Source organism: Nocardia sp. FDAARGOS_372 (assembly GCF_002554515.1).
GTDB lineage: Bacteria > Actinomycetota > Actinomycetes > Mycobacteriales > Mycobacteriaceae > Nocardia > Nocardia farcinica.
Window position 1 is genome coordinate 1 of sequence record NZ_PDDW01000001.1, and the last position, 26,411, is coordinate 26,411.

General features: G+C 68.3%; 49 protein-coding genes. 39 read left to right on the forward strand and 10 right to left on the reverse strand.

Going from position 1 to position 26,411, the window contains the following annotated elements; translation table 11 throughout:
* On the forward strand, positions 1-470 hold a 470-nt coding region (locus tag CRM89_RS30225), incomplete at its 5' end, for a hypothetical protein (RefSeq protein ID WP_216641949.1).
* A 389-nt stretch (positions 471-859) separates the two neighbouring features.
* Here CRM89_RS30225 and CRM89_RS30230 read toward each other — a convergent pair.
* On the reverse strand, positions 860-1,207 hold the full coding sequence (locus tag CRM89_RS30230) for a hypothetical protein (RefSeq protein WP_127515991.1): 348 nt from the start codon (positions 1,205-1,207) through the stop codon (positions 860-862).
* On the opposite strand from CRM89_RS30230, the gene CRM89_RS00005 reads away from it, so the two are divergent.
* The 18 genes from CRM89_RS00005 to CRM89_RS00070 all read left to right on the forward strand — a co-directional run bounded on the left by CRM89_RS00005 (position 1,206) and on the right by CRM89_RS00070 (position 10,156).
* Entirely contained in the window at positions 1,206-1,463 is a 258-nt protein-coding gene (locus CRM89_RS00005; protein ID WP_098082915.1) for a hypothetical protein, read from the forward strand. The two genes, CRM89_RS30230 and CRM89_RS00005, sit on opposite strands and share 2 nt — an antisense overlap.
* A gap of 416 nt (positions 1,464-1,879) precedes the next feature.
* A complete protein-coding gene (locus tag CRM89_RS30635) occupies positions 1,880-2,056 on the forward strand; it encodes a hypothetical protein (protein ID WP_172964413.1) in 177 nt (58 codons plus the stop codon).
* Between the two features lie 164 nt (positions 2,057-2,220).
* Positions 2,221-2,613, forward strand: coding sequence for a hypothetical protein (locus tag CRM89_RS31465; RefSeq protein WP_253805068.1), 393 nt, complete (start codon positions 2,221-2,223; stop codon positions 2,611-2,613).
* A 400-nt stretch (positions 2,614-3,013) separates the two neighbouring features.
* Positions 3,014-3,505 carry a hypothetical protein gene (locus tag CRM89_RS31470; RefSeq protein ID WP_253805069.1) on the forward strand — a complete coding sequence of 164 codons (492 nt, stop codon included), beginning with the start codon at positions 3,014-3,016 and terminating at the stop codon, positions 3,503-3,505.
* Positions 3,506-3,778: 273 nt separating this feature from the next.
* Positions 3,779-4,363 carry a DUF2744 domain-containing protein gene (locus tag CRM89_RS00015; RefSeq protein WP_098082916.1) on the forward strand — a complete coding sequence of 195 codons (585 nt, stop codon included), beginning with the start codon at positions 3,779-3,781 and terminating at the stop codon, positions 4,361-4,363.
* Positions 4,363-4,656, forward strand: coding sequence for a hypothetical protein (locus CRM89_RS31475; protein WP_253805070.1), 294 nt, complete (start codon positions 4,363-4,365; stop codon positions 4,654-4,656). Before CRM89_RS00015 ends, CRM89_RS31475 begins: the two co-directional genes overlap by 1 nt.
* Positions 4,656-4,916: a hypothetical protein gene (locus CRM89_RS31480; protein ID WP_253805071.1), complete on the forward strand. Its 261-nt coding sequence runs from the start codon at positions 4,656-4,658 to the stop codon at positions 4,914-4,916. Before CRM89_RS31475 ends, CRM89_RS31480 begins: the two co-directional genes overlap by 1 nt.
* Entirely contained in the window at positions 4,916-5,239 is a 324-nt protein-coding gene (locus CRM89_RS00025) for a hypothetical protein (RefSeq protein WP_098082917.1), read from the forward strand. Before CRM89_RS31480 ends, CRM89_RS00025 begins: the two co-directional genes overlap by 1 nt.
* Positions 5,187-5,846 carry a hypothetical protein gene (locus CRM89_RS00030; protein WP_172964414.1) on the forward strand — a complete coding sequence of 220 codons (660 nt, stop codon included), beginning with the start codon at positions 5,187-5,189 and terminating at the stop codon, positions 5,844-5,846. The genes CRM89_RS00025 and CRM89_RS00030 overlap by 53 nt, the downstream gene beginning before the upstream one ends.
* Positions 5,843-6,088 (forward strand): hypothetical protein, encoded by a 246-nt coding sequence (locus CRM89_RS00035; protein ID WP_098082919.1) that lies wholly within the window; start codon positions 5,843-5,845, stop codon positions 6,086-6,088. Before CRM89_RS00030 ends, CRM89_RS00035 begins: the two co-directional genes overlap by 4 nt.
* Positions 6,085-6,378, forward strand: coding sequence for a hypothetical protein (locus CRM89_RS00040; RefSeq protein WP_011208075.1), 294 nt, complete (start codon positions 6,085-6,087; stop codon positions 6,376-6,378). Before CRM89_RS00035 ends, CRM89_RS00040 begins: the two co-directional genes overlap by 4 nt.
* Positions 6,356-6,568 (forward strand): hypothetical protein, encoded by a 213-nt coding sequence (locus tag CRM89_RS30235; RefSeq protein WP_011208076.1) that lies wholly within the window; start codon positions 6,356-6,358, stop codon positions 6,566-6,568. The genes CRM89_RS00040 and CRM89_RS30235 overlap by 23 nt, the downstream gene beginning before the upstream one ends.
* A complete protein-coding gene (locus CRM89_RS00045) occupies positions 6,565-6,933 on the forward strand; it encodes a hypothetical protein (protein WP_098082920.1) in 369 nt (122 codons plus the stop codon). Before CRM89_RS30235 ends, CRM89_RS00045 begins: the two co-directional genes overlap by 4 nt.
* The gene (locus CRM89_RS00050) at positions 6,930-7,928 is read left to right on the forward strand and encodes a hypothetical protein (RefSeq protein WP_098082921.1); all 999 of its coding nucleotides are present in this window, start codon (positions 6,930-6,932) and stop codon (positions 7,926-7,928) included. Before CRM89_RS00045 ends, CRM89_RS00050 begins: the two co-directional genes overlap by 4 nt.
* A 205-nt stretch (positions 7,929-8,133) precedes the next feature.
* Positions 8,134-9,174, forward strand: a complete 1,041-nt coding sequence (locus CRM89_RS00055; RefSeq protein WP_098082922.1) for a hypothetical protein — start codon at positions 8,134-8,136, stop codon at positions 9,172-9,174.
* Positions 9,171-9,488: a hypothetical protein gene (locus tag CRM89_RS00060; RefSeq protein ID WP_098082923.1), complete on the forward strand. Its 318-nt coding sequence runs from the start codon at positions 9,171-9,173 to the stop codon at positions 9,486-9,488. Before CRM89_RS00055 ends, CRM89_RS00060 begins: the two co-directional genes overlap by 4 nt.
* A gap of 10 nt (positions 9,489-9,498) precedes the next feature.
* The gene (locus CRM89_RS00065; RefSeq protein WP_216641950.1) at positions 9,499-9,882 is read left to right on the forward strand and encodes a hypothetical protein; all 384 of its coding nucleotides are present in this window, start codon (positions 9,499-9,501) and stop codon (positions 9,880-9,882) included.
* A 40-nt stretch (positions 9,883-9,922) separates the two neighbouring features.
* Positions 9,923-10,156, forward strand: coding sequence for a hypothetical protein (locus CRM89_RS00070; RefSeq protein WP_127515995.1), 234 nt, complete (start codon positions 9,923-9,925; stop codon positions 10,154-10,156).
* On the opposite strand, the gene CRM89_RS30240 is transcribed toward CRM89_RS00070, so the two are convergent.
* Positions 10,148-10,765: a hypothetical protein gene (locus CRM89_RS30240; protein WP_127515997.1), complete on the reverse strand. Its 618-nt coding sequence runs from the start codon at positions 10,763-10,765 to the stop codon at positions 10,148-10,150. The two genes, CRM89_RS00070 and CRM89_RS30240, sit on opposite strands and share 9 nt — an antisense overlap.
* Before the next feature lie 71 nt (positions 10,766-10,836).
* Between CRM89_RS30240 and CRM89_RS30640 the strand changes: the two genes are divergently transcribed.
* The gene (locus tag CRM89_RS30640) at positions 10,837-11,013 is read left to right on the forward strand and encodes a hypothetical protein (RefSeq protein ID WP_172964415.1); all 177 of its coding nucleotides are present in this window, start codon (positions 10,837-10,839) and stop codon (positions 11,011-11,013) included.
* Positions 11,014-11,024: 11 nt separating this feature from the next.
* Entirely contained in the window at positions 11,025-11,345 is a 321-nt protein-coding gene (locus CRM89_RS00080; RefSeq protein WP_011208084.1) for a hypothetical protein, read from the forward strand.
* Here the strand turns inward: CRM89_RS00080 and CRM89_RS00085 are convergent.
* Positions 11,342-11,674, reverse strand: coding sequence for a hypothetical protein (locus CRM89_RS00085; RefSeq protein ID WP_127515999.1), 333 nt, complete (start codon positions 11,672-11,674; stop codon positions 11,342-11,344). The genes CRM89_RS00080 and CRM89_RS00085 overlap by 4 nt on opposite strands.
* Positions 11,675-11,832: 158 nt before the next feature.
* Here CRM89_RS00085 and CRM89_RS30245 point away from each other — a divergent pair, with 158 nt between their 5' ends.
* The gene (locus CRM89_RS30245; protein WP_127516001.1) at positions 11,833-12,012 is read left to right on the forward strand and encodes a hypothetical protein; all 180 of its coding nucleotides are present in this window, start codon (positions 11,833-11,835) and stop codon (positions 12,010-12,012) included.
* Positions 12,013-12,122: 110 nt separating this feature from the next.
* On the opposite strand, the gene CRM89_RS00090 is transcribed toward CRM89_RS30245, so the two are convergent.
* Positions 12,123-12,371, reverse strand: coding sequence for a hypothetical protein (locus CRM89_RS00090; RefSeq protein WP_098082927.1), 249 nt, complete (start codon positions 12,369-12,371; stop codon positions 12,123-12,125).
* 159 nt (positions 12,372-12,530) lie between these two features.
* Complete coding sequence (locus CRM89_RS00095) at positions 12,531-13,706, reverse strand: helix-turn-helix domain-containing protein (RefSeq protein WP_098082928.1); 1,176 nt, start codon at positions 13,704-13,706, stop codon at positions 12,531-12,533.
* A gap of 202 nt (positions 13,707-13,908) precedes the next feature.
* Between CRM89_RS00095 and CRM89_RS00100 the strand changes: the two genes are divergently transcribed.
* Complete coding sequence (locus CRM89_RS00100) at positions 13,909-15,534, forward strand: recombinase family protein (RefSeq protein WP_098082929.1); 1,626 nt, start codon at positions 13,909-13,911, stop codon at positions 15,532-15,534.
* Between the two features lie 11 nt (positions 15,535-15,545).
* Here the strand turns inward: CRM89_RS00100 and CRM89_RS00105 are convergent, their stop codons facing one another.
* From CRM89_RS00105 to CRM89_RS30250, 5 genes are all read right to left on the reverse strand, one after another.
* Positions 15,546-16,010 (reverse strand): hypothetical protein, encoded by a 465-nt coding sequence (locus CRM89_RS00105; RefSeq protein WP_253805073.1) that lies wholly within the window; start codon positions 16,008-16,010, stop codon positions 15,546-15,548.
* 62 nt (positions 16,011-16,072) lie between these two features.
* Positions 16,073-16,306 (reverse strand): hypothetical protein, encoded by a 234-nt coding sequence (locus CRM89_RS00110; protein WP_127516003.1) that lies wholly within the window; start codon positions 16,304-16,306, stop codon positions 16,073-16,075.
* A 23-nt stretch (positions 16,307-16,329) separates the two neighbouring features.
* On the reverse strand, positions 16,330-16,869 hold the full coding sequence (locus tag CRM89_RS00115; protein WP_098082931.1) for a hypothetical protein: 540 nt from the start codon (positions 16,867-16,869) through the stop codon (positions 16,330-16,332).
* An 11-nt stretch (positions 16,870-16,880) separates the two neighbouring features.
* Positions 16,881-17,657 carry a hypothetical protein gene (locus CRM89_RS00120; protein WP_098082932.1) on the reverse strand — a complete coding sequence of 259 codons (777 nt, stop codon included), beginning with the start codon at positions 17,655-17,657 and terminating at the stop codon, positions 16,881-16,883.
* Positions 17,654-18,211 (reverse strand): hypothetical protein, encoded by a 558-nt coding sequence (locus CRM89_RS30250; RefSeq protein WP_153053911.1) that lies wholly within the window; start codon positions 18,209-18,211, stop codon positions 17,654-17,656. The genes CRM89_RS00120 and CRM89_RS30250 overlap by 4 nt, the downstream gene beginning before the upstream one ends.
* Before the next feature lie 269 nt (positions 18,212-18,480).
* On the opposite strand from CRM89_RS30250, the gene CRM89_RS00130 reads away from it, so the two are divergent.
* The 16 genes from CRM89_RS00130 (at position 18,481) to CRM89_RS31950 (ending at position 26,408) form a co-directional block, all read left to right on the forward strand.
* Positions 18,481-18,738 (forward strand): helix-turn-helix transcriptional regulator, encoded by a 258-nt coding sequence (locus CRM89_RS00130; protein ID WP_098086835.1) that lies wholly within the window; start codon positions 18,481-18,483, stop codon positions 18,736-18,738.
* Between the two features lie 57 nt (positions 18,739-18,795).
* Complete coding sequence (locus CRM89_RS00135) at positions 18,796-19,680, forward strand: phage antirepressor KilAC domain-containing protein (RefSeq protein ID WP_098082934.1); 885 nt, start codon at positions 18,796-18,798, stop codon at positions 19,678-19,680.
* Entirely contained in the window at positions 19,677-19,943 is a 267-nt protein-coding gene (locus CRM89_RS00140) for a hypothetical protein (RefSeq protein WP_098082935.1), read from the forward strand. The genes CRM89_RS00135 and CRM89_RS00140 overlap by 4 nt, the downstream gene beginning before the upstream one ends.
* Complete coding sequence (locus tag CRM89_RS30645) at positions 19,940-20,101, forward strand: hypothetical protein (protein WP_172964416.1); 162 nt, start codon at positions 19,940-19,942, stop codon at positions 20,099-20,101. The genes CRM89_RS00140 and CRM89_RS30645 overlap by 4 nt, the downstream gene beginning before the upstream one ends.
* The gene (locus tag CRM89_RS00145; protein WP_098082936.1) at positions 20,098-20,283 is read left to right on the forward strand and encodes a hypothetical protein; all 186 of its coding nucleotides are present in this window, start codon (positions 20,098-20,100) and stop codon (positions 20,281-20,283) included. The genes CRM89_RS30645 and CRM89_RS00145 overlap by 4 nt, the downstream gene beginning before the upstream one ends.
* Positions 20,280-20,408 (forward strand): hypothetical protein, encoded by a 129-nt coding sequence (locus CRM89_RS31945; protein WP_256385917.1) that lies wholly within the window; start codon positions 20,280-20,282, stop codon positions 20,406-20,408. Before CRM89_RS00145 ends, CRM89_RS31945 begins: the two co-directional genes overlap by 4 nt.
* Before the next feature lie 95 nt (positions 20,409-20,503).
* Positions 20,504-21,037, forward strand: a complete 534-nt coding sequence (locus tag CRM89_RS00150) for a hypothetical protein (protein ID WP_098082937.1) — start codon at positions 20,504-20,506, stop codon at positions 21,035-21,037.
* Positions 21,038-21,571 carry a WhiB family transcriptional regulator gene (locus tag CRM89_RS00155; protein WP_216641951.1) on the forward strand — a complete coding sequence of 178 codons (534 nt, stop codon included), beginning with the start codon at positions 21,038-21,040 and terminating at the stop codon, positions 21,569-21,571. It begins immediately after the preceding gene.
* Complete coding sequence (locus tag CRM89_RS00160) at positions 21,571-22,197, forward strand: hypothetical protein (RefSeq protein ID WP_098082938.1); 627 nt, start codon at positions 21,571-21,573, stop codon at positions 22,195-22,197. Before CRM89_RS00155 ends, CRM89_RS00160 begins: the two co-directional genes overlap by 1 nt.
* Positions 22,194-23,090 carry a PD-(D/E)XK nuclease-like domain-containing protein gene (locus CRM89_RS00165; RefSeq protein ID WP_253805074.1) on the forward strand — a complete coding sequence of 299 codons (897 nt, stop codon included), beginning with the start codon at positions 22,194-22,196 and terminating at the stop codon, positions 23,088-23,090. The genes CRM89_RS00160 and CRM89_RS00165 overlap by 4 nt, the downstream gene beginning before the upstream one ends.
* Positions 23,087-24,343, forward strand: a complete 1,257-nt coding sequence (locus tag CRM89_RS31260; RefSeq protein ID WP_216641952.1) for a hypothetical protein — start codon at positions 23,087-23,089, stop codon at positions 24,341-24,343. Before CRM89_RS00165 ends, CRM89_RS31260 begins: the two co-directional genes overlap by 4 nt.
* Positions 24,340-24,978 (forward strand): hypothetical protein, encoded by a 639-nt coding sequence (locus CRM89_RS00175; protein ID WP_098082939.1) that lies wholly within the window; start codon positions 24,340-24,342, stop codon positions 24,976-24,978. Before CRM89_RS31260 ends, CRM89_RS00175 begins: the two co-directional genes overlap by 4 nt.
* On the forward strand, positions 24,975-25,199 hold the full coding sequence (locus CRM89_RS30650; RefSeq protein WP_098082940.1) for a hypothetical protein: 225 nt from the start codon (positions 24,975-24,977) through the stop codon (positions 25,197-25,199). Before CRM89_RS00175 ends, CRM89_RS30650 begins: the two co-directional genes overlap by 4 nt.
* A complete protein-coding gene (locus CRM89_RS00185) occupies positions 25,196-25,954 on the forward strand; it encodes a PE-PPE domain-containing protein (RefSeq protein ID WP_098082941.1) in 759 nt (252 codons plus the stop codon). Before CRM89_RS30650 ends, CRM89_RS00185 begins: the two co-directional genes overlap by 4 nt.
* Positions 25,951-26,280, forward strand: a complete 330-nt coding sequence (locus CRM89_RS00190) for a hypothetical protein (protein ID WP_098082942.1) — start codon at positions 25,951-25,953, stop codon at positions 26,278-26,280. The genes CRM89_RS00185 and CRM89_RS00190 overlap by 4 nt, the downstream gene beginning before the upstream one ends.
* On the forward strand, positions 26,280-26,408 hold the full coding sequence (locus tag CRM89_RS31950; protein ID WP_256385918.1) for a hypothetical protein: 129 nt from the start codon (positions 26,280-26,282) through the stop codon (positions 26,406-26,408). The genes CRM89_RS00190 and CRM89_RS31950 overlap by 1 nt, the downstream gene beginning before the upstream one ends.
* Positions 26,409-26,411 lie beyond the last annotated feature (3 nt).

A 26,411-nucleotide genomic window follows, 5' to 3' on the forward strand; every position in this document is an offset into this window, starting at 1 on the left:
AGGACCCGACCGGGCGCGGCTTGGACATCGGGATCTTCCGCGGCGGCGGCGGCCAATATTCGCACATGGCCGGCACCCTCGCCGGTGTCGCGCTCGAGTCGGGCGCCAACGGTGTCCTCGTCGGTGCTGGGGCGCAGAGCGCGGCCAGCCCCGAACTTCCATTGAAGTTCTACCTTCCCGCGTCGGCGTTCAACCCGCCCGACTCCGGCGCCCTCCCGCAGCCGTCGGTCGCGGTCCTCGTCGACCCGCGACACCTGGGACGAGTCCGACGAGCTGGAGTTGGAGTCCGCGCGATCTCGGCCAACCAGCACGAGAGGACCGCGACCGGGATCTGGCGGATGCGAAGAAGACCCGGACGAGAAGCGGCAGCCGAATCCGTGCCCGCCAAGCCAGCTGCGGGTGGAAAGATGGAGCAGCAGAAGGCCGAAGCCAACTCCACCGGCGGGCCGGTCCGGAAGCGCCAGAACTGACCGGGTCGATGTCAGACGACGAGATCCGGTTGGCCGACCTGCAGCAGGCGCTGGAGACCGCCAAGGCCGACCGCACGAGGTCTACGCCGACCCCGACGCTACCGACGAGGACCGGGCCGCGGCCGACCGCGAGGTGTATTCGGCGATGAACGCCATCGTCGCCGAGCAGAAGAAGCAACGCGAATCCCTCGCCGGTGCCAGCGGGTCCAGCTACACCGGGACCAGCCCGATCCAGATGCTCGGCGACGCCATCTCCGAAGCCGTCACCGGGCAGCTCAAGGACGCACTCAACGTCGTCGGACTGGGCGGAGACATCGGGGGAGTCACGGCGCCGCCATCGGTGTCGCCGCCGACCTGGCCAAGCAGTCCCAGGACAAGCCCACACCGGCTCACCCAGTGCGGGCGAGCTGGCCAAGCAGGGTCCGTCGTGCCCGGAAGCCCGGCTGGATCGAGGAGTTGATGAAGACGCTGCGCACCCCGCGGTCGTCCGCGACCAAGGCGGCCCGTTGCCGAACAACACCGTCGCGATCAACACGAGCGGTGAAACCGAGTGGGTGCTCACCGGCGCACAGATGCGCGATGCCGCGACCCGCCGGTCCCGGCCGATGCAGAACATCGACGCCCGCACGATCATCGAGAACCTGCACACCGGCATGAGCGCGGGCGAGTTCCAGCGCGAGTGGAAGATGCTGCAGATCAATCAGCGGGACCGGTGCGCGGATTGGTGCCGCGCGCATGATCGAGCTGCCCGACGAAACACTCATCGAGTTGGAGGGCTGCGACGGCCAATGTGGCCGCTGGCTGGCCCTGGCCAGTGGGGCGAGGGTGTGCCTGGCCGACGAGGATGAGGGCACCGACTTCGACGGCATGTACGAGTCGCCGGTCACCGCGATCTACAACTCGACAGCGTTCGAGGTCGGCGCCCACTTCGGCGGCACCCGGGAGGAGAAGTTCGACTTCATCCTGGCCTGCACGTCAAGGCGAGAAGGGTAGCCGTGGCGGTACATCGACTCCGCGTTCCGAACTCCTGAGCTTCCGCCGGGAGTCGAAACTGTGGTGGCCACCGGTGATTCGCGCCGCCGACTCCCTGTCCGGCTGGGCGCGAAGGTCAACATCAAGGCGGTCAACGACCCGAACTCCGAGCAGTACGGGAAGCTGCTGGTGCCGCTGGTCGGCGCCTACCCGCGCTGGGTCGAAGACCCGCGTGTCGACGTTCATCACCCAGACCGACACCACCGGAGGCGGGACAGAGACCGGGTATGTGACGGTGTCGAACCCGCTGCCGGAGGACTACGAGATCTGGCCGGTCTGGCAGATCCAAGCCTCCGCCGCCGGGATGGTGGTCACTTTGCCCGACTACTCGTGGGCAGCGACCTCTACGACCGCGCCGAAGAAGATGCCCTCCGCAAGTGGTGCTCGCGCCGCTGCTCGCCGGCGAGCATCTCAAGATCAACACCGACAAGATGGCGTGGGGCGGCCAGTTCAACTCCTCCCTGGACACCGAGTTCCCCCAGCGGATGGGCGGCCGGCGCCTGAACTACTCGATCCCGGCCGCACCAAGCCCACTCAAGTCCCCGTCACCGTGACCGGCGCACCCGCTGGGACCGGTATCCGGGTGCTTTGCCCGCGGCCGTGGCCGCGCCCGTGGGAGGTGAAGCGTGACCACCGTCGAAACGATCGACTTCGACCAGGTCTCGGCGAGATCGACGAGCGGCTGCGCAAGGACCAAGAACGGCGTATCCGCAAACCCTTGGTGCGTATCTGGGACGGCGACTGGAACCTGGTCGGCGAAGTCCACAACGAGATCTCCGCGAAGTTCACGCTGCCGGAGAACGAAACCGGCGTCGGCACGATCGAGCTTCCCGCCCAGTACTACCTGTCGAAGTGGTTGACCAACCACGACGACCGCCTCCACAACGTCCACGTCACCGTCGACAAGGACGGCGCCCGGTGGGGCGGAATGCTCGACGACCTCGAAGGCTACAAGGACGACACCGGCCGCCGGGTCGTGAAGGCCAGCTTCAAGTCGGACTACGAGCACCTCAAGAACATCCTCGCCTACAGCAATCCGTTCCTGCCGCCGGAGATCCAGTTCCCCGGCTGTGGATCTTGTTCGGGCCCGCGAAGTGGGCGCTCAAGCTGACGCTTTTCGTCAACCTCCTCCGCCTGCAAGGGCTCGATGGACTGTGGACGCTGCCCGACGACCCGATGGATCCGAGCAGTGGCTCGACCTCGACCAGTCGAATGGCAGATGGTGGTGGCGCCGACCCCGATCGGCACCGACCACTCGCAGTTCGCGATCATCAGCTCCCGCTTCAAGTACATGCACGACGTCGCCAAGCGCGCGGTCGCGGACGCGCAGCTCACATGGCAGCCGCGCCGCTACCTCGACGGTGACGAACCGCCTGGGAGGGCGCGAACCTCAAGCACGGCTGCCTGGTGTGGGACCTCGTCGACAACTCCGGCTGGGACACCGAAACATCCTTCGGCGGCACATCTTCACCGGACTCGTTCGCGCGTTCACCACCATCGGCTCCGACGGCATGACCGAAGGCGTCGACATCATCGACGACCCGACATTCCCGCCGGAGTACTCCATCCCGGGTGGAAGGGCACGATCCTCGGGCACCGGCATCATCCTGCGCGACGGCGAACGCACCGGCATCCAGTCCCACAGCTTCCACTGGAAACCGGCCACGGCCACCGAGTTCGTCACTGGCGGCCACTCGATGCCCGGCGTGAACGAGCTGATCTCGGCCACCATCAACATGGTCGGGGATCTGGTGGCTGCCGCGTTGTTCATCCCGCCCGTCGGCGGCATGGCCGACGCCCTGCTCAAACCGCTCTACACCGACGTCTTCCTGGCGTTCATGAAGTGGCAGGACATCGGCCGCGCTCAGAAGCTGGGCTGGTCGCACTACTTCGAGACCTGGTGCGAGGGCGCCGACCGCGCCTATACCTTGTCCGCGCTGATCGCACTGAGGACGGGATGTGGCGGACCCGGGAGCAGACGTCCACACCGTCACCGTCGCTGACGGCGTGGAGAACCTGCGTATCGGTGAGCGGGGCAAGGGCAACGCCTTCCTCGGAACCCGCATCGGCACCACTGTCCGCGACTGGGGCAAGCCCGGCCGCGTGTACGTCGACCGCATCACCGAACTCGTCCTCGCCTGGACCGCGCCACCACCCCGGCGTGGACGATCACCGTCGGTCACCGCGAACCCGAAGACCCGGTGGCCAAGGCTCTGGAAATGCTGCAAGACGTCATGTCCATCGCCCGCGACCTGGGTGTTCTGTAGGAGGTTGGATTGGGCAAGATCTGGCAGCTCGAGGACATCGACCCCGACGACCCTGAGCAGCGGTTCCTGCCTGTGCTCCAGTACATCCCGGTCGGGTTCGGCACCGACGCCGGCGGCCGCAACCGGATCGTGCTTCCGGAAGCGTTGGCCCGCGCGATTTCCAAACACCTCACCGAGTGCGGTGTCCCCCGGTCGACCCGCGCAGGCGGTGAAGAAGCTCCGCGCCCCTACCGCGGCGAGCAGTCACCGCTCAATCCGCTCGGAGACTGGGTGTCGATCGACGAGCCCGACCCGCCCAAGGTTCGGCTGCAGGACCCGGCGGCGATGACCCCACCGGAACGCACCGCGCTGGTGGAGAAGCTGCGCTACATGGGGTACCGGATCAACGAACCCCTCGCGCCGAAGCCCGTCGCCCAAGTCATCGACGCGATCGACGACCCACCGCGCTTCGACCCGCACACGCACTCGGTGACCGAGGTCAACGCCTACCTGCGCGACCTCGACGACGACGAGGTGGAGAAACGCCGCGTGCTCTACCAGGAGAAACGCGGGCAGGCCCGCCGAGGAATCCTCAAACGCTGGGAAGGAGCCTGATGAGCTTCCGAACCGTGTACGACTACACCCATTCCGAGAACGGGTGGCCGATGTGCGACAGAGACGAATGCGTGATCGCTGACGTCCCGCTGGAGTTCATCGACACCGCGCCGATCCGCCGCGGCGACGCGGCCACGATCCTCGGGCGTGGATGGTCTGGTACGACCGCAACGTTGAGGAGATCGTCTCCCCGGTGTGGGGTGGTCCCGCGAGAACTTGGTGCCCAACAGCAACCACCTGTCGGCACGGCGATCGATCTGAACGCTCCGAAGTACCCGTGGGACGGCGGGTGATGGCCCGTGATCTCGCGGACAAGGTCCGTGCAGGGCTGCAGCTGTTCGAGGGCTGCGTTTTCTGGGGCGCGGACTGGACGAGAGCCGACGAGATGCACTACCAGATCGGCCGGCTCGAAGGCGACCCGGTGCTGGTGAGCTTCGCGCAACGCCTGCGCGCCGGGCACTTGGGCATCTACGGCCCACCTCCACCGCCGGAGTACAGCGAGTTCGTCAGGACCGGGTTCGCGCAGCTGCTGCCGCCGTCGAGGAGGATCTGATGGGCACCACCTGGGCCGACGTCTCGCAGCACCAGCGGATCGCGGTGGATGCGAGCTACCCGCACCCCGTCTTCTGCTTCCGCACCAACTCCGGCGACAAGATCGACACCCTCGCCATCGAGAACGCGGTGCGGGCACAGGATCTGATCAAGGCTGGGCAGATCCAGGCGGTGATCGCCTACTACTTCTTCTGGCCCGGCCAAGCCAACTGCGACCTGCACAAGACCATCCTGGAGCAGGCGGGCTGTGGGGGACCCGCGGCTGGTGACGATGGTCGACGTCGAAGGCGCACCCCTCAACGGCGTGAAGCGGATCCGGGGTGATCAGTCGCCGGAGGTGAATGACGAGGTCGACCGGCTGCGCAAGTGGTACGGCGACCCGCGGCGGGTGATCGGCTACTGGAACCCCGTCGCCGACCCTGAGTTGTGGCCGTCGCGTCTGGACGGGATGCGGCTGGTGGTGCCGTCCTACGGCCGCCCGCCCGGCCAGCCTGCGCAGAAGCCGCGCGGCTACTTCGCCCACCAGTACACCGACCGCGGTCAGTGCGCGCCGTGGCCGGAGGGCGTGGACCTGAATTTCAGCGACCTCGAGTTGCCGGAGCTGCTGGCCTCGTGGGGAATCGATCAAGGAGGAAGACCCGTGGGAGACATCGTCACCGAGGCCGCCGCCCAGCTGCACCCGTGGCCCGGCAAGATCCGCCCGATCCAGCACCCCGAGCACGTCAACGAGTCCACGAAGTCTCCGGCCGAGCCGTGGACCTACGACATGTGGGCCGACGTCTGGAACGAGGTGGTGTGGGACGGCTTCGAGCTGCCCGAATCCACCGACGACGAACCGAAGTCGCTGGTCGGTTGGACGCTCGACACCGCGGCGCGGGTGCGTCGCATCGAGGCCAAGCTGGACCGGCTGCTGGAAGGCGGTGCGAAGTGACCTCGCTCAACCCGCTGCGGTACAAGCCGTCCCAGATCGCGAAGGCGCTCATCGCCGCGCTGACCTCCATCGTGGGCCTGCTCGGTCTGGCGGCGAGCACCTTCGCCGACGGCGCGCTGGCCACCGTTGGACAATGGGCGATCGCAGCCGTCCTGTTCCTCACTCCGATCCTGGTGTTCTTGAAGAAGGCGGAGCCCTGGATCGGGATGCTGGACCAGCTACGCGGTGATGCCCGCGAATGAGCGAGCTGACCGCGCTGCCGTGGGACTCGGTCGGCACCGTTGGCCTGGCCCTCATCGTCATGGCCATGGTCGTGACCGGGCGCCTCGTGCCACGGTCCATGCTCGACAAGCTGACCACCGACCTGGCGCAGCAGAACGAGTACCTGCGCAAGCACATCGACGCCCAGCAGGCCGTGAAAAGCGAGCTGGCGACACAGAACACGGAGCTGTTGAGCACCGCGAAGCTGGCGACGGCGCTGCTCCAGGCGGTCGCTCCGAGGGAGAGCCATGTGGCCCAAGACCAGGAGTGACCGCAAGGAGTCGGCGCCGACCCGGCAGGCACGCGAAGGTGCACAGCGGGCGGAGGCAGAGCTGGCGGCGGTGCGACGGCAACGCAACGTCGTCGACAACCTTGCCGCGTTCATTGCCAGGAAGATCGAGGCCAACCACTTCGGGGAGCAAATCGAGAAGTCCATCGCACTCCGGAGGGGAGCTTCATGAGCGTCCGCGTGAATCACATCGTCCTGGCCGCGGCGACCCTGGCCGGGGGAGCGGCGTACATCTTCGTCCCGAACCGCGAGGCGCTGGCGAACGGGCTGCTGGCGACGATCGCTGTCCTCGGCTGGATCTTCGTGGCCGCCTACGGGATCCGCTCGAGGTGGACTTCTACCGCCGCCGGCCGGGGGGTGATGCGGCTGATGGTGTGCCTGGCGCTGATCTGCACCCACGGCACCGCCACCCTGCTGTGGGGCTACCCCGGACGCGACTTCATCCGGCCGCTGCTCCTGCTGGCCATCGTGCTGGCAGTGCTCGATCTCCTGGCGACCCTGCTCCGTCTGCAGAGGACGAGGAGTGAGGCCGGATGACCACGCCAGGCGGTTCGCCTCCCGACGACGACTATGCGTGGGAGTGGGGCACGGACTTCGGCTCCACCCTAGACGAGGCCACGATCCTCGCGATCTCCACCAACGGCGCCAAGACGAAATTCACCGGCGTGCAGGGCGCGGTCGGATCCGAGATCCGCGAACCCGCTGAGCACACCCGCCTCATCGCCGTGTCAGCGCAGGGCACCGCGGACGAAGCCGTCACCACCGCGCAAGCTGCCGCGAACGCGGCCGCGAACGCGGAGAACCTGGCCGACGCCGCGTACGAGAACAGCCAGGAATGGAGCCTGGAGTTCGTGTGCGCTTCAGCGGAGGTGCTGCTGGGCGTGAACGAGCTGCTGGTGGGGCCCATGCTGAACGTGCGCGACGGCCTGAACGCGATCCTCACCGACATTCACGTCGCGTTGCTCGAACAGCACAACGGCATGACGATCCAGACCCGCAAATGGAACGCCGAGGGCACCGCGTACACGGTGGCGCATGAAGGCTCACTCGGACCCAACACCACTCGGCGCAGCTTCTCCGCGCTGTCAGTCCCGGTCGAAGACCTCGAACGGTTCTTCCCTACGTCACCGCTGTCGTCGGTTCGGTCCCTCCGCAGGTGCTGCAGATCTGCGTGGCCGGCGTCTACGTCCCTGAATGAGGTGGTCTTGATGGCACGAGTATTCGAATGCGTCAGCGCCTCGGGCGCGGCGGTGCGCGACTACGTGATCCAGCCGAACCGGGAAGCCCTGTGGTGCGCGCTGTTCGATGTCGCGTCACTCGACAACCTGTTCGACATGACCCCGGCCGAGCAAGCGGTGTCGGTGGTCGACGCCGCGATCGCTCGGCTGACCGCTGACCCGGAGGCGTTCCGGCCGCTGCTCGCCGACGACGACATCGTGGGACTGCGCGGCAACCGCGGCGTGCTGATGAGCCTGCGCAAGCACCTGGTCACGGTAGGTGGCACGATCTCCGGCGCGGTGGAGTCCGAGTGAGCTTCCTGCTGCGCCGGAACCTACCGTGGGCGTGGGCTGGCTGGCGCGACCTCGACGCCGAGCACGCACGCCCGGACGAGAACCCGATCAAGCCGCCCTGGAAACGCACCAACATGGCCAGGTCGGTGTGGCTGCAAGGCAACGAACTACGCATCGCCGACTACTCCGAAACGGTGTTCCAAGTTGGCGGGTCTCCTACGAGCAGATGTGCTACACCCCGGAGTGGGGCGCCGAGTACGACCTGAACATCGACGGCAACATCATCCAGCTCCAATTCTGGGGCGCGGCGATCTCTTCGTCCTGGTCGAAGGTCGGGTTCAGCGACCTGCTGAACGTGCCCATCGTGGTCGTGTACCGCGATGCCGCCTCCGCGGTGAACACGATCCGGATCATCGTCTACCGCAACGCCTCCACCATCGAGACACTCGCCTCCACGCAGGCGTACTCGGGGCTGATGCAGCGGTCGTGGTGGCGGATGAAGATCCGCATCAGCCTCGACCACCTGGTGCGCGTCTACTACAACGACATCCTGCTCCTGCAGCACTGGCTACCGAACTCACTGGCAGCCGGACCGAACAAGCGGGCACTGAGCTTCCTGAACCAAACCAGCGCCACCTCGTATCAGAAGAACTTCCGCCTCGGCGACTACCCGCCGGAGTACCAGATCCTGCGGCCGTCACAGTGGGCGGAGATCTTCGCTGACGACTTCAACCGCCCGGACGGAGCGGTCGGAAACGGCTGGACCCAGTTCGGTGTCAACGCCGAGATCAGGTCCGGGTCATGGACGACGATCGGCACCACCAACGGCAACCGAGCGATCCTGCGCAACTCCGGCAACGTCAACGGGGTGCAGCGGGTCGAAGGGATCCTCGGCGGGTTCATCGACCCCACCACCGGCTATTCGTCGCTCATCGTGCGCGGGAACGCTGAGGGCACCCTCGGGCTGATCGGGACCTTCGCCGACAACGACCTGCGCATCGCCCGCTACACCAGCATCCTGTCCGGCGGCACCGTCGAGGCCGTCACGTATGTGACCACCGCCGATTACGGAATCCTCGACAACAACCTGCCCGTCGCTTTCTGCGCCAACGGGCAATTCGCGTGGCTGGAAATCGACGGAGAAGTGGTGCTGCTGTGCGAGATCACCAACGGCCCGACCGGCTCGTGGATGGGCGCACGGGTGCAGCGTGACGGCGTGAACTCCGCATCGTGGAACAGCATTCGACTGATGGAGGCAGCCCTGTGAAAAGCTACGGCCTCGGGTGGGCGCCGCACCGCAACCACATCAACCTCTACACCGGCGCCGACTGGATCCTCGAACGCACCAACCCCGACGGGATCTTCCCACCCGGCACCTCGATCGAGATCAAGTGGGAGAACGGGCAGACCTGGCCCGGCAGCATCGACGGCGACACCGTGTCCTGGCGCGTCGAATCCGCCACCGTCGCCCTCGTCCCGGACCAAACCGAGTTCACCATCTGGGTCCGCTACCCCAACGCCGAAACCTCCACCACCGACGACTACCCGTGGATCATCGGCGCCGCCCGATACCAGCAGTGAGGAGCCCTTCATGTCTTCGACCACCGCCGTGAAGAACTCGATGGCCAACGCCTGGGCCGCCCAAGGCAACACCTACTCCCTGCACACCGGCGACCCCGGCGCCGCGGGCACCGCCAACGAAGCGACCGGCGGCGGCTACTCCCGCCAGAACACCACCTGGGGATCAGCATCCGCCGGCACCGTCACCGGATCTCAGATCACCTTCACCGTCGTCGCGGGCAGCTACACACACATGTGCCGCTGGAACGGGTCGACGCTGTTGAACGTGTTCGACACCACCGACGCCATCGTGAACCCCGCCGGAGAAGTGAAGGTCACCCCTCCTACACCTACACCGGCGACTGATGCGCCTACCCGACGCCGACACCGGCGCATTCCCCGCACCACGCCCTGACACCGGCACACTCACGGTGCCGGGCAGGGACACCGCATCGGTGACATTCCCGCCGCGGCCGGTGTTCGCGGTGATCATCACCGCCCCCGCCATGGCCGCCGGTGTCGCGCACGCGGTGATCGTGCACGTCCCCTGGCGTGACGCCGCCGCGGCAGGCGGCGGCACCGGCTCCGCGGTGCTCGTGGCAGCCACAGCGATCACCGTCGACGCCGCCGGGCTGGTGACGGCACCCGACGGTGGTGAAGACCGTCATCGACGCACCCGCTTACGGTGAGGGCGCGGCCTCGCATCTGGTCGCGGTCACCGCTACCGGTCTCGTCTCGGCTGCCGGTTCTGGTGCTGGTGCCGTGGTAACCGGTGTGGCGTCGGTGCTCGCTGCGGCAGCGGCCGGGCAAGGAACCACCGCAGTGGTTGTGGTGGTGACGCCAGCGATCACGGTGCCTGCCGCCGCGACCGGTGCAGGGTCGGCTGCGGTGACCCCGAGCGTGGCGGTGACCGTCGCCGCGGCTGCGGTCGGCGCGGGCTCGGCGGTGGTGTTCACCGGCGCCCAGTACAGCGACGACTTCGACCGCGCCAACGGACCATTGGGCGCGAACTGGGTCACGCTGGGAAGCTTCGCCCCCGTCATCGACGGCAACAAGGCCCAAGCCGGAACCAGCGGCCCGTCCAACACCGGCACCGTGTACCCGGCGCGGTGGGCGCAACCGGTCGCCACCGACACCCACGAAGTGTCCTGCGTCGTCATCACCCCGCCACCGCGCCGAATCTGCAACGCGGCGGTGGGGTGTTCGTTCGCTGCGACAGCGCAGGCAACCGGGTCGAAGCGCTCGTCTCCGACACCGACGCCTACATCTTCACCCGCATCGGCGGCACACTCACCCAACGCGCCACCATTCCCGCCGCCATCCCTCCGGCACCGCGCTGCGGATCCGCGCCTCCGGCAACGTGTACAGCGTGTACCTGGCAGGCAGCTCCACCCCAGCGCTCACCTGGACCGACACCGGCGGAGCCATCAGCATCGGCGCCAACAACCGCTACGTCGGCATCCTCACCGCCGGCACCGAGAACTTCTCCGGCACCCCCACCGGATACGGGTACGCCATCGACAACTGGGTCGGCAAGGACAGCTAAGGAGAGACATCATGGCCGCGGACAGCATCATCGCCGGACCTCTGCTGCTGCAGACGAAATGGGGTCCCGGCGGCCTCGGCCCCGCCCGGCCCGGAGCGATGGGCATGGGCTACGCCTACGACTCGACCACCGGCGAGATCGCCACCGACAACGACGGCAACGCGATCCTGGTGTCCGCCGAGGAGGAGTTCTCCCTGGCCGACTACCCCGACACCACCGCGCTGCGGGCTCGGATCATCGCGAACATGACCAGCCAGTTCAAGGCCGCTGGCCTGATCCCCGCGGAGGCCGAGGTCACCGCCCAGTGGATCGACGTCCCACCTGCGGCCTAGCTGGTCGCGATGTCGATCGTGGCCGCCACAACTACCAGGACGAACAGGCCACCGAGGATGATCCACAGGCCACGCAGCGAACCTCCGCGCCCGGACTTTCGCACGGGCGCGTCGGACGGTGAAAGGGTGGACCAGGCGACGAACGTGCACGCCAGGAACAGCACTGCGCCGCCAGCGATCCAGGCACCGCGGTTCGAGGGGTTCGTACGGCAGCTCTCGTAGCCGAGTATCGAGGTGCTGCACACTTCCTGCGGGTTCGCAAGGTCGAACACCAGCAGTACGACTCCGACAAGCAACGCCACCGCACCGGCTACCGTCAGCGATCGCATCAGCGCCAGCTGAGGTTTGGTCATCATCTCCCCTTCGTCCTTCCGACGGAGGGGACGCTACCTGTACACGAACGCCCCCGCTGATCCTTCACAGGATCGGCGGGGGCGCATTCGGCGTTTCAGCAGTCGAGCGGCCGAGGGAAGAGGACACTCGGGGGATGGTGCGCGACTACGAGGCCGAGATGCATGCGTGGATCGCCAAGCAGCAGGTGGAGAAGTGGCCGCCGCTGTCTGAGCGGCAGAAGCAGGTTATCCGCGCGGCGTTCGCTGAGCTGCATCGTCGGTCAGTCTTCGGCCGGGACCGCGATCATGTCCCCGCCGAGGTCGACGAGGACTGACACGGCACCGTCGGCGTCGACCATCCATCCGCGTGGCCCATCCGAACGCGCGGCTTGCATCTTGGCTTCGTCGTCGGCTTCCCACATCGCCCGCAGCTCGGCGAGATCCATCATTCGAGACCCCGCGTGCTCCGCGGGTCGGGTACGACGTGGCCGGCCTCGACGAGCACCCGGTGCGCGGCGCGCTTGCGGGCGCACGTCTCGATCGGGCAGGAGGCGTGCCGCTGCATCGCGTAGTGCGCAGCATCGACGGTGAAAGGGCGGTCGGGTGCCTCGTGCGGCCAGGCTTGCGGGAGCATCGTGCGGTCGAGTAGTGCGTCCTCGAGCGCGATGTGCTCGGTGATGTCGGGTGCGGCCATGTGTCCCCAGGGCGGCGTGGATTGGTAGGCACCCGACGCCGGGGCGGGAGCACTCCCGGCGCCGGGGCTGCCCTCAGCCTCACCCAGCGGGACACGCTGCCGCACTGACAGATTCAGGCCGTGTCGGCCGCATCTAGTACTTTGCGGGATCCCGCAAAGTCACAGCTCGAGACGCACGGTGTCGGCGAGCTGGCGCATCTCGTCGGTCAGGGTGCGGCGGCGCTCCACCATCTCGCCCACGATGTCGCGGGCGTAACGCTGCTGCGCCAGCCACTGGGGCGCCACCTGCGCGACCGTCAACAGCGCGCCCGTCGCCTCACTCCACTGGCCGAGCTGGGTGTGCGCGTTGGCCATGTCGAGGCGGTGACGCAGGCGGCCGGCCGCGGTGGGAAGCAGCGTGGCCGGCGGCGTGCGTTCGGCGATCGCCAGCGCGAGCGCGGGTTGCTCTGTGATCGCGGCCGTTTCGGCGGCCAGGTGCTCGACGCTGGTCGGCCCGAAGATCCGCGTGGTCGCCAGCTCCGTGCACACCTCGGTGCCGATGCGGGCCGCGGCGGCGCGGGCCAGGCCGAGCGCGTCGTCGTGCTCGTGCGGGCGGTTGTCACGGGCGGCGATCGTGGCGACGTACAGCCACAGCCGCCCCCAGATCGCCAGCGCCGACACGGTCGCCCGCGAGAAACGCGGCTCGATGCGGTCGGCGGTGGACATCGCCAGCGTGCGGGCCTCGGAGAGATTGCCTTGCCGGATCTCCGACCACACGCGGGTGGTGACCGCGCCCGCGGCGAGGATCTCGTCGTCGGCGGCGTCGACGGCCTGGTCGAGCACGACCGCGGCGTCGTCCCACTGCCGATTCTGGACGAGCAGCCAGCCGACCATGCCGAGCGCGGCCGACCGTAGCCCGCGGTCGTCGATCGTCGCGGAGTCGCGCAGGAGCGCCGGCGCGTCGGCGGCCATCTCCGAATACCGGTGCGCGGCCATCAGACCTTGCAGGCGGCGCAGCTCGGCGCGCACCTCGGTGGCGGTGGGCTGGTCGGCCTCGTCGGATTCGGGCGGGGCGGCGAGCGCGTGACGTACAGGCTCCCACAGGTCGAGGGTGGCTGTGTCGGCGGATTCGGCGTCGCTGTGGCTGTCGCCCTGGAGCACGCTGGTCGGCACGCCGAGCGCGGCGGCGAGCTTGCGCAGCGTCGCCAGGCGCGGGGTGCCGTGCTCGTGCTGCTCCAGCTTGCAGACGGTAGAGAGGGAGACGCCGGCCGCGGCGGCGAGTTCGGTTTGAGTGAGGCTGCGCCGCTTCCGTATCGAGGCCAGACGGTCGCCGAGGTCGCGGGTACGATCAGACACGATTCCTCCATCCCAGGAGTCCGGGCCCCCGAGCGGTAGCCGCCGCTGCGGGGGTCATTTCTGCTCAGGGTACGACGATTTCGCCGCGCGCCGCTCGGGAAGCCAGGGCGTAGGTCGGTCGCGCAGCTGCGCAAACAAGTACCGCTAACAAGTAGTGAGCGGACTCATCACTTTTTAGGTGTACTTATGCGACTATTGGTCGATGGGGACAAATGCGCAGCTAGAGGCCATCGTGTACGCCCGAGTGTCCGACAACCGGGGTGGCCGGTCCCGCTCTGTGGATCAGCAGCTCGCGGCCGGCCGCCGGGAGTGCGAGCGTCGCGGCTGGGTGATCGCGAAGGAGATCATCGACGACGACAAGGGCGCCAGCCGCTACAGCCGGGCCAAGCGCACCGGGTACGAGGCGCTGCTCGAGCAGGAATTGCGGCCGGGGCGAGTCCTGGTCACGTGGGAATCGTCGCGCGCGCAACGCGATCTGCGGGCGTACATCCGGCTGCGCGAGATCTGCGAGGAGACCGGGGCGCTGTGGTGCTACGACGGCCAGGTCTACGACATGCGCGACCCGCGAGACCGGCACCGCACCGGACAGGACGCGCTCGACGACGAGCTCGAGGTCGAGAAGACCCGCAAGCGCGTCCTGCGCGACATGCGCGCGAATGCCGAGGCCGGGCGTCCACACGGCAAAGTCGCCTTCGGCTACCGCATCGTGCGAGATCAGCGCTCGGGCCGGGCGATCGACCGGGTGCCCGATGAGCTGACGGCACCGATCGTGCGCGAGATCGCCGAGCGGGTGCTCGCTGGCGAGGCGATCCGCGCGATCGCGACCGACCTCAACCGCAGAGGTATCCCGGCGCCGCGGCCGATTCGGAAGGGCCCGCGGGCAGGGCAGCCTGGCCAGTGGATCACCCAGACCATCACCTCGCTGATCAAATCCCCGACGTATGCCGGCCTGCGCACCGTGCGCGGCGAGGTGGTGCGCGAGGGCACCTGGCAGCCGATCCTCACCCGCGAGCAGCACGAGCGCATCGTCGCGCTGCTGTCGGACCCGAGCCGGCGGACGCAGCGCGGCACCTCGCCGCGGTGGCTGCTGAGCTACATCGCGACCTGTGGTGAGTGCGGCGGCACCATCGCCCGGCTCAAGCCACGCGGGCACGACATGTACACGTGCATCACGAATCAGTGCGTCGGCCGGGCTGTCTCGTACGTCGACAAGCTGGTCGAGGAGGCGATCATTCAGCGGCTCGAATCGCCTGACGTGCTGGCGCTGATGTCGAGCGACGACCAGGCCGCCTCGGAAGCGTACGAGGAGGCGCGGACGCTGCGCGAGCGCCTCGACGCGTTCATCGACCAGGCCGCCGAGGGTGCGTTGTCGGCGCATGCGCTCGCGCGGATCGAGGCGAAGTTGCGGCCGCAGATCGCGGCGGCGGAACGGCGGGCACGAGCGGCGATCTCGTCGCCGCTCGTGGCCGAGCTTGCCGGGCCGCACGCGCGGAGTACCTGGCAGACCCTGACGATGCCGCAGAAGCGCGAGGTCGTGCGAGCCCTGGTCGAGATTCGGATCTGGAAGGCGCGCAAGGGGATGCGACGTGTGAATCCGCGTTACATACACCTGCGGTGGATCGGTTCCGACGAGCCCGTACCGACCGGCCCGGTCCCGCCCCTGCCCCTGGCCGAGGGCGGCGACCCGCTGGACTACACGATCGCCGAGGTGCTCGCGCACATGTCCAGCGCCGACGCCGCCGAGCGGCAGCGCGTACTCGACGCCGAGCGCGCCGGGTACGCCCGCGGCCGGATTCTGCGGCTGAATCCGAATCCGACGCGTCGATGAGCGCCGCCGCTTCAGTCGATATGCCAGGGCCACCGCCGATCGATGGCCCGATTCAGCTCGGCGACCTCGTGGCGGTCGAGGCCGCTCAGGCGGATGCGCAGGGTCGGCACGTCGACCCACAGCTCATCGGCGAGGTCGTGGTGGTTGGTCGGCTTGGCCCACATGAACGCGTCCAGCAGCGACCGCAGTGGGATCAGCCGGCGCGCGGCGATGTCGGCGACGATCCGCTCTTCGGCCGCGGCCAACACGGGGTTGCGGGGCACAGGGCCGCGCTCGAGGTGCACGATCTCGTGGGTGAGCGCGCACCGGCGGGCGGCCTGCCCGAGGGCGCGATCGAGGTAGATCCCGTCTGTCGTCCATGCGGCGCGCAGATCTGGTGGTAGGTGTTCGCGGCAGCTGATGCGGATGTGCGGGTAGGCATCGCGCATATGCCGCCACGGATGCCAGACGTGCGCCACCCCTCGTAGTCTCGGCATACCCGCATTAGAACATGTGTTCGATAGATTTGCCCAGGGGTGTGCTGGACACTAGCCAGTGATCATGCACTTAGGTGCACGAAATGGCGGAGCTGGCCTGCCGCCCGCTCCGGTTCATCGACATCGACGATCTTTGCGTGATTGAAGATGGGCGACAGCATTGAGTCCGAGTTCATTGCTTCCACAGCCTCGCCGGAGTAGAAGGCGATGAAGCTCTCGGACGCGCCCGCGGCCCGAGCCGCAGCGACGCGAGCGTGAAACTCCCTGGCCACGCTCTTGGCACTGTCCACGGTCACCCGATGGAACTGGAGCCTATCCATTAAGTGGACCTGACCGTTGGTGTACCGGTAATCAAACCGGACGGCGTCGTCCGCAGCGACTTGGGGCCCCACACCGCTGGCACCTCGACGTCGGGCTGCGGATGGACTTCGGCGACCTTCAGAACCGTTTCGACTCGTTGTTTCAGTAGCTTCGCCCACGGCTCCGCCGTGGGCGAGTCGTCACCTGCCACGAGTTCGACAAATAGCTGCTCGGCGAACTCGTTCGCTGAACACTGCACCTGGGTCAGGCCGCCGGTGACCATGCGGAACTCGCTCGGTCGCTTCTGTTGGACTCGCAGGACTTGGTCGGGGTCACTTTTGTACTCGATCATGTATGTGTAGTACTCAACCCAGTCCGCGTAGCCCTCCTTGGATACCCCGAACCGTCGTAGGGCCCTGCCGTTGATCTGTCCTTGAGCGTCGACGGCGAAGAACTTGACCGCCCACATCCCGTCCACGAATGCCGCGACGCCGATGTTGCGGGGCTCTTTCCGGCGCATGTCGGCTGTGTACTGGATCAGGTGCCAGGTGGCGTTCATGGGGCACCTCCTCAGGACGGGGGAAACTCAAGCTGGCCGTCGCTTGCGGGCCGGAAGGGTAGTACTTTCGCGCCCTTGGTTGCGCTGCCTTTCGATGCCTTCACCAGTGACTCTATCGCGTCGCGCCGCGAGATCAGGAGCTTCTGGAGTGAGACGACGTTCGTTCTCGCCCCGAGTAGACCTCGCGCATGAGCCTCGTCCAAGGCGAGGTCCACCACCATCGTTGGCAGATGTCGAACACGCCGAATCCAATAGTTGAGATCCTCCTGGGGAAGATCAACATCCTGGAAGGCGTGGTAGCGCAGAGGGGTTGATTGCGCGGTCGAGGAGCTCATGCTCTCGCCTTGGCGCCCGCCGAGACTGTGCTCGTGGTCGATGAGCCAAATTCCGAGCCGCGGATGGAACAAGAAGTTGGATATGTGACGGTCCTCGTTCAGCACCCAACAGTCGAACACGAAGGCGCCTGCGATCGTCGCGCCGTAGAGTCCGAGTATCTGGTCGGTTCTGGCTAACGGCGGAGGGGTGACGCCGTCATGCTTGATTTGCGGCGTGGCCCAGCCCTTCGTGTGATCGTCGAGAGTCGCAACCTCGCCCGGCAGCACGGGCAGGCCCATGGCGGCAGCGAGGCGACTGCAGATGAGCTCGTTGGCGATCATGAATGGGCAGTCGCCGTCCTGCGCCTTGACGTGCATTGTGGCCAGTCCCCACCATGATTGATTCGCGCCACCGAACTCGTCGGGGACCGACTCGAGGCTGTGGACCTGGACGCCGGGCTCGCGGTACCTCATCGCCCCTCGAAATCGTCGTTCGGCGGATCGACCGGGAACTCGTCCTCGGGCTCGCGGTCGCCCTCCGGCTCGGCCATCGCCGCCAGCAGCTGGGAGCGGTCGAACTTGGGTTGTTCGGGCAGTGAGGAGTCCGGTTCTCCTTTTCGCCTGCGGCTCCGTGGCGCGGCGGTGGTCGCATGAAGTTCGGGTGCTCGCTCGTTGATGGCTTTGCGCTGGGCGACCAGCACGCGCAGCATCTCGATCGCGGCCCGTCGTTCTTCTGGCGTGAGGTCATCCACGCCCGGCGGTAGCTGCTGCGCAAACAATGATGCGCCCTCAACGTCGACGCCGAGGCTGCGCGCGAACGCCAGCACAACGGCCCGTTCGCTCAACCCCAATGCCTGGGCAATCCCACGGATTGTCTCAGTGCTCTTCGGCCAAGACCGGGGCGGGCCGCTCTTTAGCTCCTGGAACGTCTGGTGTTTGACGCGGTCGCCGGACGCATGTGTCAGGTCGCGATATGAGCGGCCCGTCGCGGCTATGTGATCAGCGATCAGCTGACTGATTGTCGGCATGGAGGGATCGTCTGAGCCATCACGCGCGGCGGCAACCATGCGGGAACTCCAACCGTCTACCAGCAGGGGACGCGCCCAGGCTAGTCGAACGGCTACCAAAATCAGCGCGCACCCCTTGTCGGATGCCAATGTCGTTGCGTTATTTCGACTCCCTTGGGGTTGACAACCGGCTACCAGTATCCGCACAATCGTCCCGTACTGCTTGACAGATAGCCGTCTACTGGGGGACAGTGATGCGGAAGCGAATCAACTACCCGAAGGGGACCTGGATGAAACTCCGAAGTCCCGACACCCTGCGCGCCTTGATGAACCAGGACGATTTCTCCCTGGCTCGACTGGCGCGTTACGCGGATTGCTCGAAGGGCTTCATCTCGCACCTGCTGATGGGCCGTCGATCGAGTTGCACACCGCAGCTCGCTCAGCGCATCGCGGAGGCGCTTCACGTTCCGGTCGAAGTTCTTTTCGAGCCGCGAGCGTCCCCCAGTGGGGGGCGAAATGTATGCCGTAAGGACTTGGTCTCCGCATGAAAAAGGCCCCCACCTGGGCGAACAGGTGAGGGCCATGACAACGAAAGGAGCTCGTCGATGAACGACTCTACAAACTACCCCACCCCGGTCGACCTGACCACTCCAGACGCGCGGTCGCGGCGTGATGCGCTCGCGGCGCGGGTCGATGTGCTCGGCGAGGTCGGGGTGCTGCGCACCCTGCCCGACGACATGCACGTCACCACCGACATGGTCGCTGACTTCTACGAAGTGGACCGCGAGACCGTACTGAAGGTTGTCCAGCGGAACCGCGACGAGCTGGACGACGACGGCTTCCGGGTGATCGGGCGTCGGGAAGTCGTGGACATCTTGTCCAGGACTCCCGATGAGCTGGGGATGCCGCGCAATGCGCCGACGATGAGCCTCTTCCCGCGCCGGGCCGTCCTCCGTGTCGGGATGCTGCTGCGGGATTCCGCCGTCGCTCGCAGGGTTCGGGACATGCTGCTCGATGTCGAGGCGCAGTCCCGTCCGGCCGAGCTGTCCGAGGACGAGATCGTCCTGCGGGCGCTGGAGATCCAGCAGGGCAAGATCCGCGCCCTCACCGCCGAGAACCAGGCGCTCACCGAGAAGGTCGCCGAGGATGCGCCGAAGGTGCACTACGTCGAGCTGTATGTGGCGGACTCGGACCTGCTGAAGTTTCGCACCGTCGCCGCGGCGAACGACGTGGGCGAGGACTGGCTGCGAGACCTCCTCCTCGAGAAGAACTGGATCTACGTCGAGACCGAGCGCCGCTGGTCGAACACCAAGGGCTGCATGGAGATCCGCCGCCGCTACTCGGCGTACTCGCACAAGCGTCAGTACTTCCGGCCGGTCGAGGTGCATGAGGCCCCGCGCTTCAAGGGCGAGGTCATGCACACCTTGAAGATCACGCCGGCCGGCGCTGAGGCGGTCGCTCGTCTCATCGAGCGGGAGCGTGCGGCATGAGCTCGCTGACCTTCTGGGCCGAGCCCGCCGTGCTCTCCACCAGCGACGCCACGATCACCGTCGGCGCCGGGGAAGTCGACGGCGGACGCCACGACGGTGCCGAGCGCGTCGCTCTCGTCGTCCATACCCGCAGCGCATCCGGCGACATCACCCACGGCTCTGCGCACCTCACCGCCGCCCAGGTCACCGACCTCATCGTGGCGCTGACCGACGCCCGTGACGCGCTGGAGACCGACATCTCGGGAATCGGAGGTGCACGATGACCGACCAGCAGCCACAGCCACCCTTCTCCGCGGCCGAGCGCGCCTGGCTCGACGCCGTGCGCGCCAAGCACCCGCCGCTGTCGGACCGGCAAGCCCAGCTGATCCGCCGCGTGCTCAAGCCGCGTCGTCCCATCGAGCGCACGGGGCTGGCGTCGTGACCGCAAAGCAGGCCGAACCGCGCTACGCGGACGGCACACCCGCCACCTCCGGGGAGCTGGACACGATCGCCCAGGCGTTCGGCTTCCTCTCGGCGCGCCACCTGTGCGAGGTGAGCACCGGCGCCGCGCCGACCGCGCTCGGCCGCACGGTTCGGCCGCGACGGAAGGCGGCCACCCGATGACCGGCCGCCACCGCGCCCCCGCCTCGCGAATCGACTGGGCGTTCTGGCGCGCCTACCTGGTGGTGATCGCGAGTTTCAACGCCCCGCTTGTCGCCGCCTGGCTCATCTACTTCGCCGACCACTGACCCCTTGGGCCCCCGGACCCGAGCGAAAGCCAGTCGCTCGGGGCCAGGGCACCAGCACCCTACCGAAAGGGCACCCGATGCCTACCGACTCCCGCATGGACACCGACCGGAATGAAGCGCTCGGCGACCTGGTCGAGGCGCTCGCCGAGCTGCGATTCAACGGCGCGAGCAAACAGGCCGACCAGATCGCCGGGGCGCTCGTCCGCCTCGGCATCCACCTCTCCGAGTACCGACCCAACGACGAGTACCTGACCCTCGCGCAGCTGCTCGGCATCACCGACGAGGCTCGCCGCTACGACATCGCGGTCCGCCTCGGCGACATCCCCGCCGCCTGCCTGTCCGACCTCATGGACTGGGCCCGCCGTGGATACGTCCTGGTCGAGCACGAGGACGGCTCGTTCGAGCGCAGCCCGATCCCGCGCACCGGCACGGCGCTGCCGTGCATGGTCGAGGCCGTCGAGCAGGCGCGGCCCTGCTACTGCGGTCGTTTCGGCGCCACCCGCGTCCTGCCGGCCGCGGCCCTCGATCCCGTCGACGCCGATGTCGACGAGACCGCGGACGAGTACGACGAGCCCGACCCGGACCTCGCCCACGACCGCCGCGTCGCCGACCAGCTGGGGGTGCTCTGAGTGGACAACCTGACCAGCGACTGGCGCCACAGCGCCGAATGCCGTGACGCCGAAGACCCCGAGCTGTGGTGGCCGGTATCGGCGGACGACCCAGCGACACAAGCGCGCCGCGCATGCCACGGCTGCGTCGTGCGAAAGGAGTGCGCGGTGGCTGCGCTGAGAGAAGGGCACAGCGCCGGCATCTGGGCAGGATTCCGGCTGCCGGAGGAGAAGGGCGCGCTGCGTGCATACGCCGAGGCCGAAGCGCTCCCCACCTCGCACTGCGCATGCGGTCGCACCATCGTCCACGCCGGCAGGCTGCGGCAGTCCAAGTGCGCCGCCTGCCGACTGGGCCTCATCGACGACACCGAAGTGCGAGAGCACATCATCGCGCTGAGCCGTGCCGGTCTCGACCACACACTCATCGGTGAGCTCGCCGATGTAAGCCGCCGGACCGTGGGGCGGATCGCGCGTGGCGAGACCGAGGGTGTGAAGCCCGAGATCGCTCACCGGATCATGTCGATCCACGTCCCCGACCAGCTGGGGGTGTTGTGATGGCGAAGCCTGACGCGATCGACCGGATTCCGGGCCTGCCGCATGACGAGCAGGCGCGCGCCGCGGCGCGCCGGGTGGTGGCCGCCAACTCCGTTGATGTGGCCGACGCGTCCACCCTGCTGGCGATGCTGGGGCTGATCGATGACGAGGTGCACAAGCGCACGCCGGGCACCTGCCCGGCGTGCGGGAAGGAGCTGCCCCTCGAGGCGCACTCCCCGAAGTGGGGCACCGCGGGCTATTGCAGCCGCAAGTGCCGCAGCGCCGGGCCGAGCAAGGCGGCACCGCCGCAGGTCTGCCTCGAGTGCGGGAGCCCGATGGCATACAAACCGGCGGCGGGGGCGGGGCTGCGGCGCACAGGCGCGCACGGCATGTGCGACCTGTGCTATTCGCGGGTCCATCGTCAGGGGGGTGCGCCGCGAGCTGAGTTCGTCTCGCCCGCACGCGCCGCAGATCGCATCGCCAGGATGCGCGACCTGGGCGCGTCGTGGAAGGCCCTCGAGGAGGCGACCGGGCTGGCGCGCAGCTCGCTCATCGGCATCATGCGCGGCAAGGTCCGCCAGATCCGGCCCGAGACCGAGCGGGCAATCCTCGCGGTGGCCGGAATCGGGACGGCGGTGGCGTCGTGAGCGGCCCCAACGACGTTTGCCAGATCTCCGACCTCGACCGTGAGGTGTGCCCGCACTGCCGCCCGGTGACCCGGATCCCCACGGAGCCCGGCCTGTACGCCGACATCCCGGACGAGGTGTATCACTCCGACCGCGACAGCCTGTCGTCGTCGGGGGCGCGCACGATCTTGTTCGACAGCCCGAGCGAGTTTCGGTACGGGCCTCGGGTCGACAAGGCCGAGTACGACTTTGGGCACGCCGCCCACCTGTACGTGCTCGGCAAGGGCTCGCGCATCGCGGTGATCGACGAGCCGAGCTGGCAGACCAAGCGGGCGAAGGAGCATCGGGCCGAGGCCCGCGCGGGCGGGCTCGTGCCGCTGCTGGCGAAGGAGGACGAGCAGGCGCACGCGATGGCGAGGGTCGCGCTCGAGCACGACCTCGTCGGCGCGTACTTCGCCGAAGGCGAGGCCGAGATGTCGGGGTGGTGGGTCGACGAAGAGTTCGGCGTACGCCTGCGCATCCGGGTCGACTGGCTGACCCGTCTGCCCGATGGCCGCATGGTCGCGGTCGATTACAAGACCTCGAGGTCGTCTGGCGCCGGTGCGCTCGCCAAGGCGATGGGTGACTACGGCTACTTCATGCAGAAGCCGTTCTACCTCGCTGTCCTGCGGGCGCTCGGGTTCGACATCGCCGACTTCGTCTTCATCTCCCAGTGCAAGAAGCCGCCTTACCGGCTGACCGTCGCCCGCATCGATCCGCGCGATGTGGAGCTGGGGCACCGGCTCAACCGGCGGGCCATCGAGCTGTTCGCCCAGTGCATGGCCGAGGACCGCTGGCCCGACGACAGCCACCTGATCCACACCCTGTCCATTCCCGCCAATGCCCGCTACCGGGCCGAGGAGCTGCTGTCATGACCCACCCCGACCGCTATCAGCCGACCGAATTCGCCCCGGCGACCCGGATCGCCCCGACCTCACAGGCGACCGCGATCGAGCAGTCCCGCGCCATCGCCGAGGTCCAGGCCGCGGTGCTCGTCGCCCAGCAGCGGCCCCGGAACACCGCCGCCGCGATCGCTGAGATGCGCGACTCCACCGGGCAGCACTCCGTCGCGGCGAAGGCGTACTTCCGGTACTCGCGCGGCGGCGAGAACGTCACGGGCGTCTCCATCCATCTGGCCCGCGAGCTTGCCCGCTGCTGGGGCAACATCGACTACGGCATCAAGGAGATGCGGCGCGACGATGCCAAGGGCGAGTCGGAGATGCTCGCCCACGCCTGGGACATGCAGACCAACGCGCGGGCATCCACGACGTTCATCGTGCCGCACATCCGTGACACAAAGAAGGGCCGCAGGCAGCTCACCGAGACCCGCGACATCTACGAGAACAACGCCAACAACGGCGCACGCAGGTTGCGAGAGCAGATCCTCGCCGTCCTGCCGAGCTGGTTCGTCGAGGAGGCCAAGGCCAACGTCGACGCCACGCTGGAGAAAGGCGGCGGCAAGCCGCTGCCGCAGCGGGTCGCCGACGCCATCCGCGTTTTCGACGAGATCGGCGTGAGCGCCGCCCAGCTCGAGGCGAAGCTCGGCCGCAGCTCGGCAGAGTGGTCCGGGCACGACGTGGGCCAGCTCGGCGTCATCTACTCCTCGATCAAGCGCGGCGAGACCAGCCTCGCCGCCGAGTTCCCGACCGAGAAGGAGCCAGAGCAAGGGGTGTCCGCGGCCGAGATCACCGCAGCCGGGCGCAGCAAGCGCAACCCGGACCGCGACCCCGCCGACGAAACCCCAGCCAGCAGCCCGGCCGGCGACGAGCAGCAGGCCGCGCCCGAAAACCCTGAATCCGATTCCGCGCCCCCGTCCGAGGGCATCGACGAGGCGATTGAGCGGGCCCGCCAGGAGCAGGCCGCCGAGAAGCCGGCCCGCCAGCGCCGCACCCGCGCGAAGGCCGCCGAGCCCGCGCCGGTACCCATCACCGCCGAGCAGCTCGGCGAAGCGCGCCAGCTGCTCGAGCAGCTCGGCGCGGACACCACCGAGACGCGGCTCGCCTACTACCGCGGGTACTTCGACCGGCCCGACCTCGACGACCCGCGCGAGCTGAGCACCGAAGACGGCCGCGACGTGATCGCCGAGCTGCGCCGCCAGGTTGAGGCCGAGACGAAGGCGGACCAGTGAGCACGCCCATAGTGTTTTTGGACTGCGAAACCACCGGCCTGCACGCCGACCGCCGCCCGTGGGAGATCGCCATGATCCGCCGCGAGGGCGACCGGCAGCGGAGCCTGACCATCTACGTCTCCGACGTGGACCTGTCGTCCGCCGAGCTGATCGGGCTGCGGGTCGGCCGCTTCCACGACCGCCACCCGATGTACCGCAAGGATGTCGGCGGCGCGTTCGACATCGACACCGAGTCGGACGACACCGTCGACCCGTGGGCCGCTGACGACCAGCTCGGCGTCGACCACTGCCTGTACCCCGAGCAGCACGCCGCCGTGACCGTCGAGCGCTGGACCCGCGGCGCGCACATCGTCGGCGCCGTCCCGAACTTCGATACCGAGTGCTTGGCCGCGATGCTGCGGCGGCATGGACTGTGCCCGGCCTGGCACCACCACCTGATCGACGTGGAGGCGCTGGCCGTGGGCTACCTCCACGGCACCCGCCAGGTCGGCAGCGTCCCCCTTCCGTGGAAGTCCGACGCCGTGTCGACCTTCCTCGGTGTCCGGCCGCCCAGCGAGGACGAGCGGCACACCGCGATGGGCGATGCCCGCTGGGCCATGCGCCTGTACGACCACATCACCGGAGGAGCCCAGTGAGCACCGACCACCACCGCACCGACGCCGAGCAGCTGCTCGCCGGGATCGCCTGCGGCATCGACGGCATGACAGCGCTGCCGTCCGACCCGATCGCGATGAGCCTCGCCGCACAGGCCGCCACCGCGCACGCGCTGCTCGCCATCGAGGCCAGGCTCGCCGAGCTGGTCGAGCAGGGGATGCGGCTGGACAGCGTGGCCGAGGCGACGGAGATCAGGCAATGAGCGACCAGATCGACGTGCTCTGGCTGGGCGGCACCGGATTCCCGCGCGGCGGTGACGGCGTCTCCGAGACCTTCGCGAGCGCCCTCGACCCCGACCGGTTCCGTTTCCGCATCGTGCCCTACCCGGCCACCTTCGGCGGCGGCCAGCCCTCGTGGGCGGAGAGCCGGGCGGCTGGCCGCGAGGCGCTCATCGGCGCCATGTGCGCCACGGAGAACCGGGTGGTGATCGGCGGCTACTCGCAGGGTGCCGGGATCGCGGGCGGACTTGCCGCCGAGTTCGGACGTGGCGAGCTGACCGGCCTGCGTCGCCAGCTGCTCGCCTGCGCGCTCATCGCCGACCCGGAACGCCCGCGCGGCGCGGGCATCCCTGGCCGCCCGGCCGCGCCCGGGTACGGCATCGTCGGCGAGCGGCCGGTCCACGGCCTGCCGGCGTTCTGGGCCGCCGCCGAGCGAGACCCGATCACCGCGCTGCCCGCGGGCTCGCCGCTGCGCACCCTGCCCGACATCCTCGACTACTACTCCATCCGGTCCCCGGCCGCGGCGCGGGCGTGGGGTGAAGCGCTGATCCAGCGCGCCCGGCAGAACCGGTTCCAGCGGTGGTGGGACCTGCGTCTCGTCCTGGAGTGGGGCGGCGCGGTCCGGCAGGCGCTGGACTACCTGCCGTCCCCGCCCGGCGGCGGCCGCCACGGCCAGGCGTACGTGATCGAAGGGCTGGCCACCGCGCTGGCGCACGTGATCAACGAGGAGGTGCGTTGATCACCTTCCGTCAGTGCCGCACCGGCGTGGCCTCCCCGCCCACGGGCCGGGAGATCGAGGCCCGGTATCGGTGCATCGACGCCCGCCACGAGCCCGTCACCTACAACCCGGTCCATGACAAGACGTGGTGCTTGTGCGGGCGGGTCATCCGCGACGGCGACCACAGCCGCTGGCCGACCCGCTACGAGTACGCCGAGACCGACGCCGCCCGAACCGATCTCGTCGGACGTGAGGCGCGCGCCTACCTGCGCGAGGTCCACGGGGAACCAGAACCCCCTGTCGTCCCGACAGAGTGCGGGGAGCAGTTCGTGTTGGAGGTGGCGTAGTGCCCCGATCCCGCACGATCAAGCCCGGCTTCTGGGACAGCCCCGACACGGCCGCCGCCTACGTCGAGCCCGCCGCGGATGTCCGGTCGCTCAGCGATTCCGAGTCACCCCACGAATCCCCCGGATAGGAG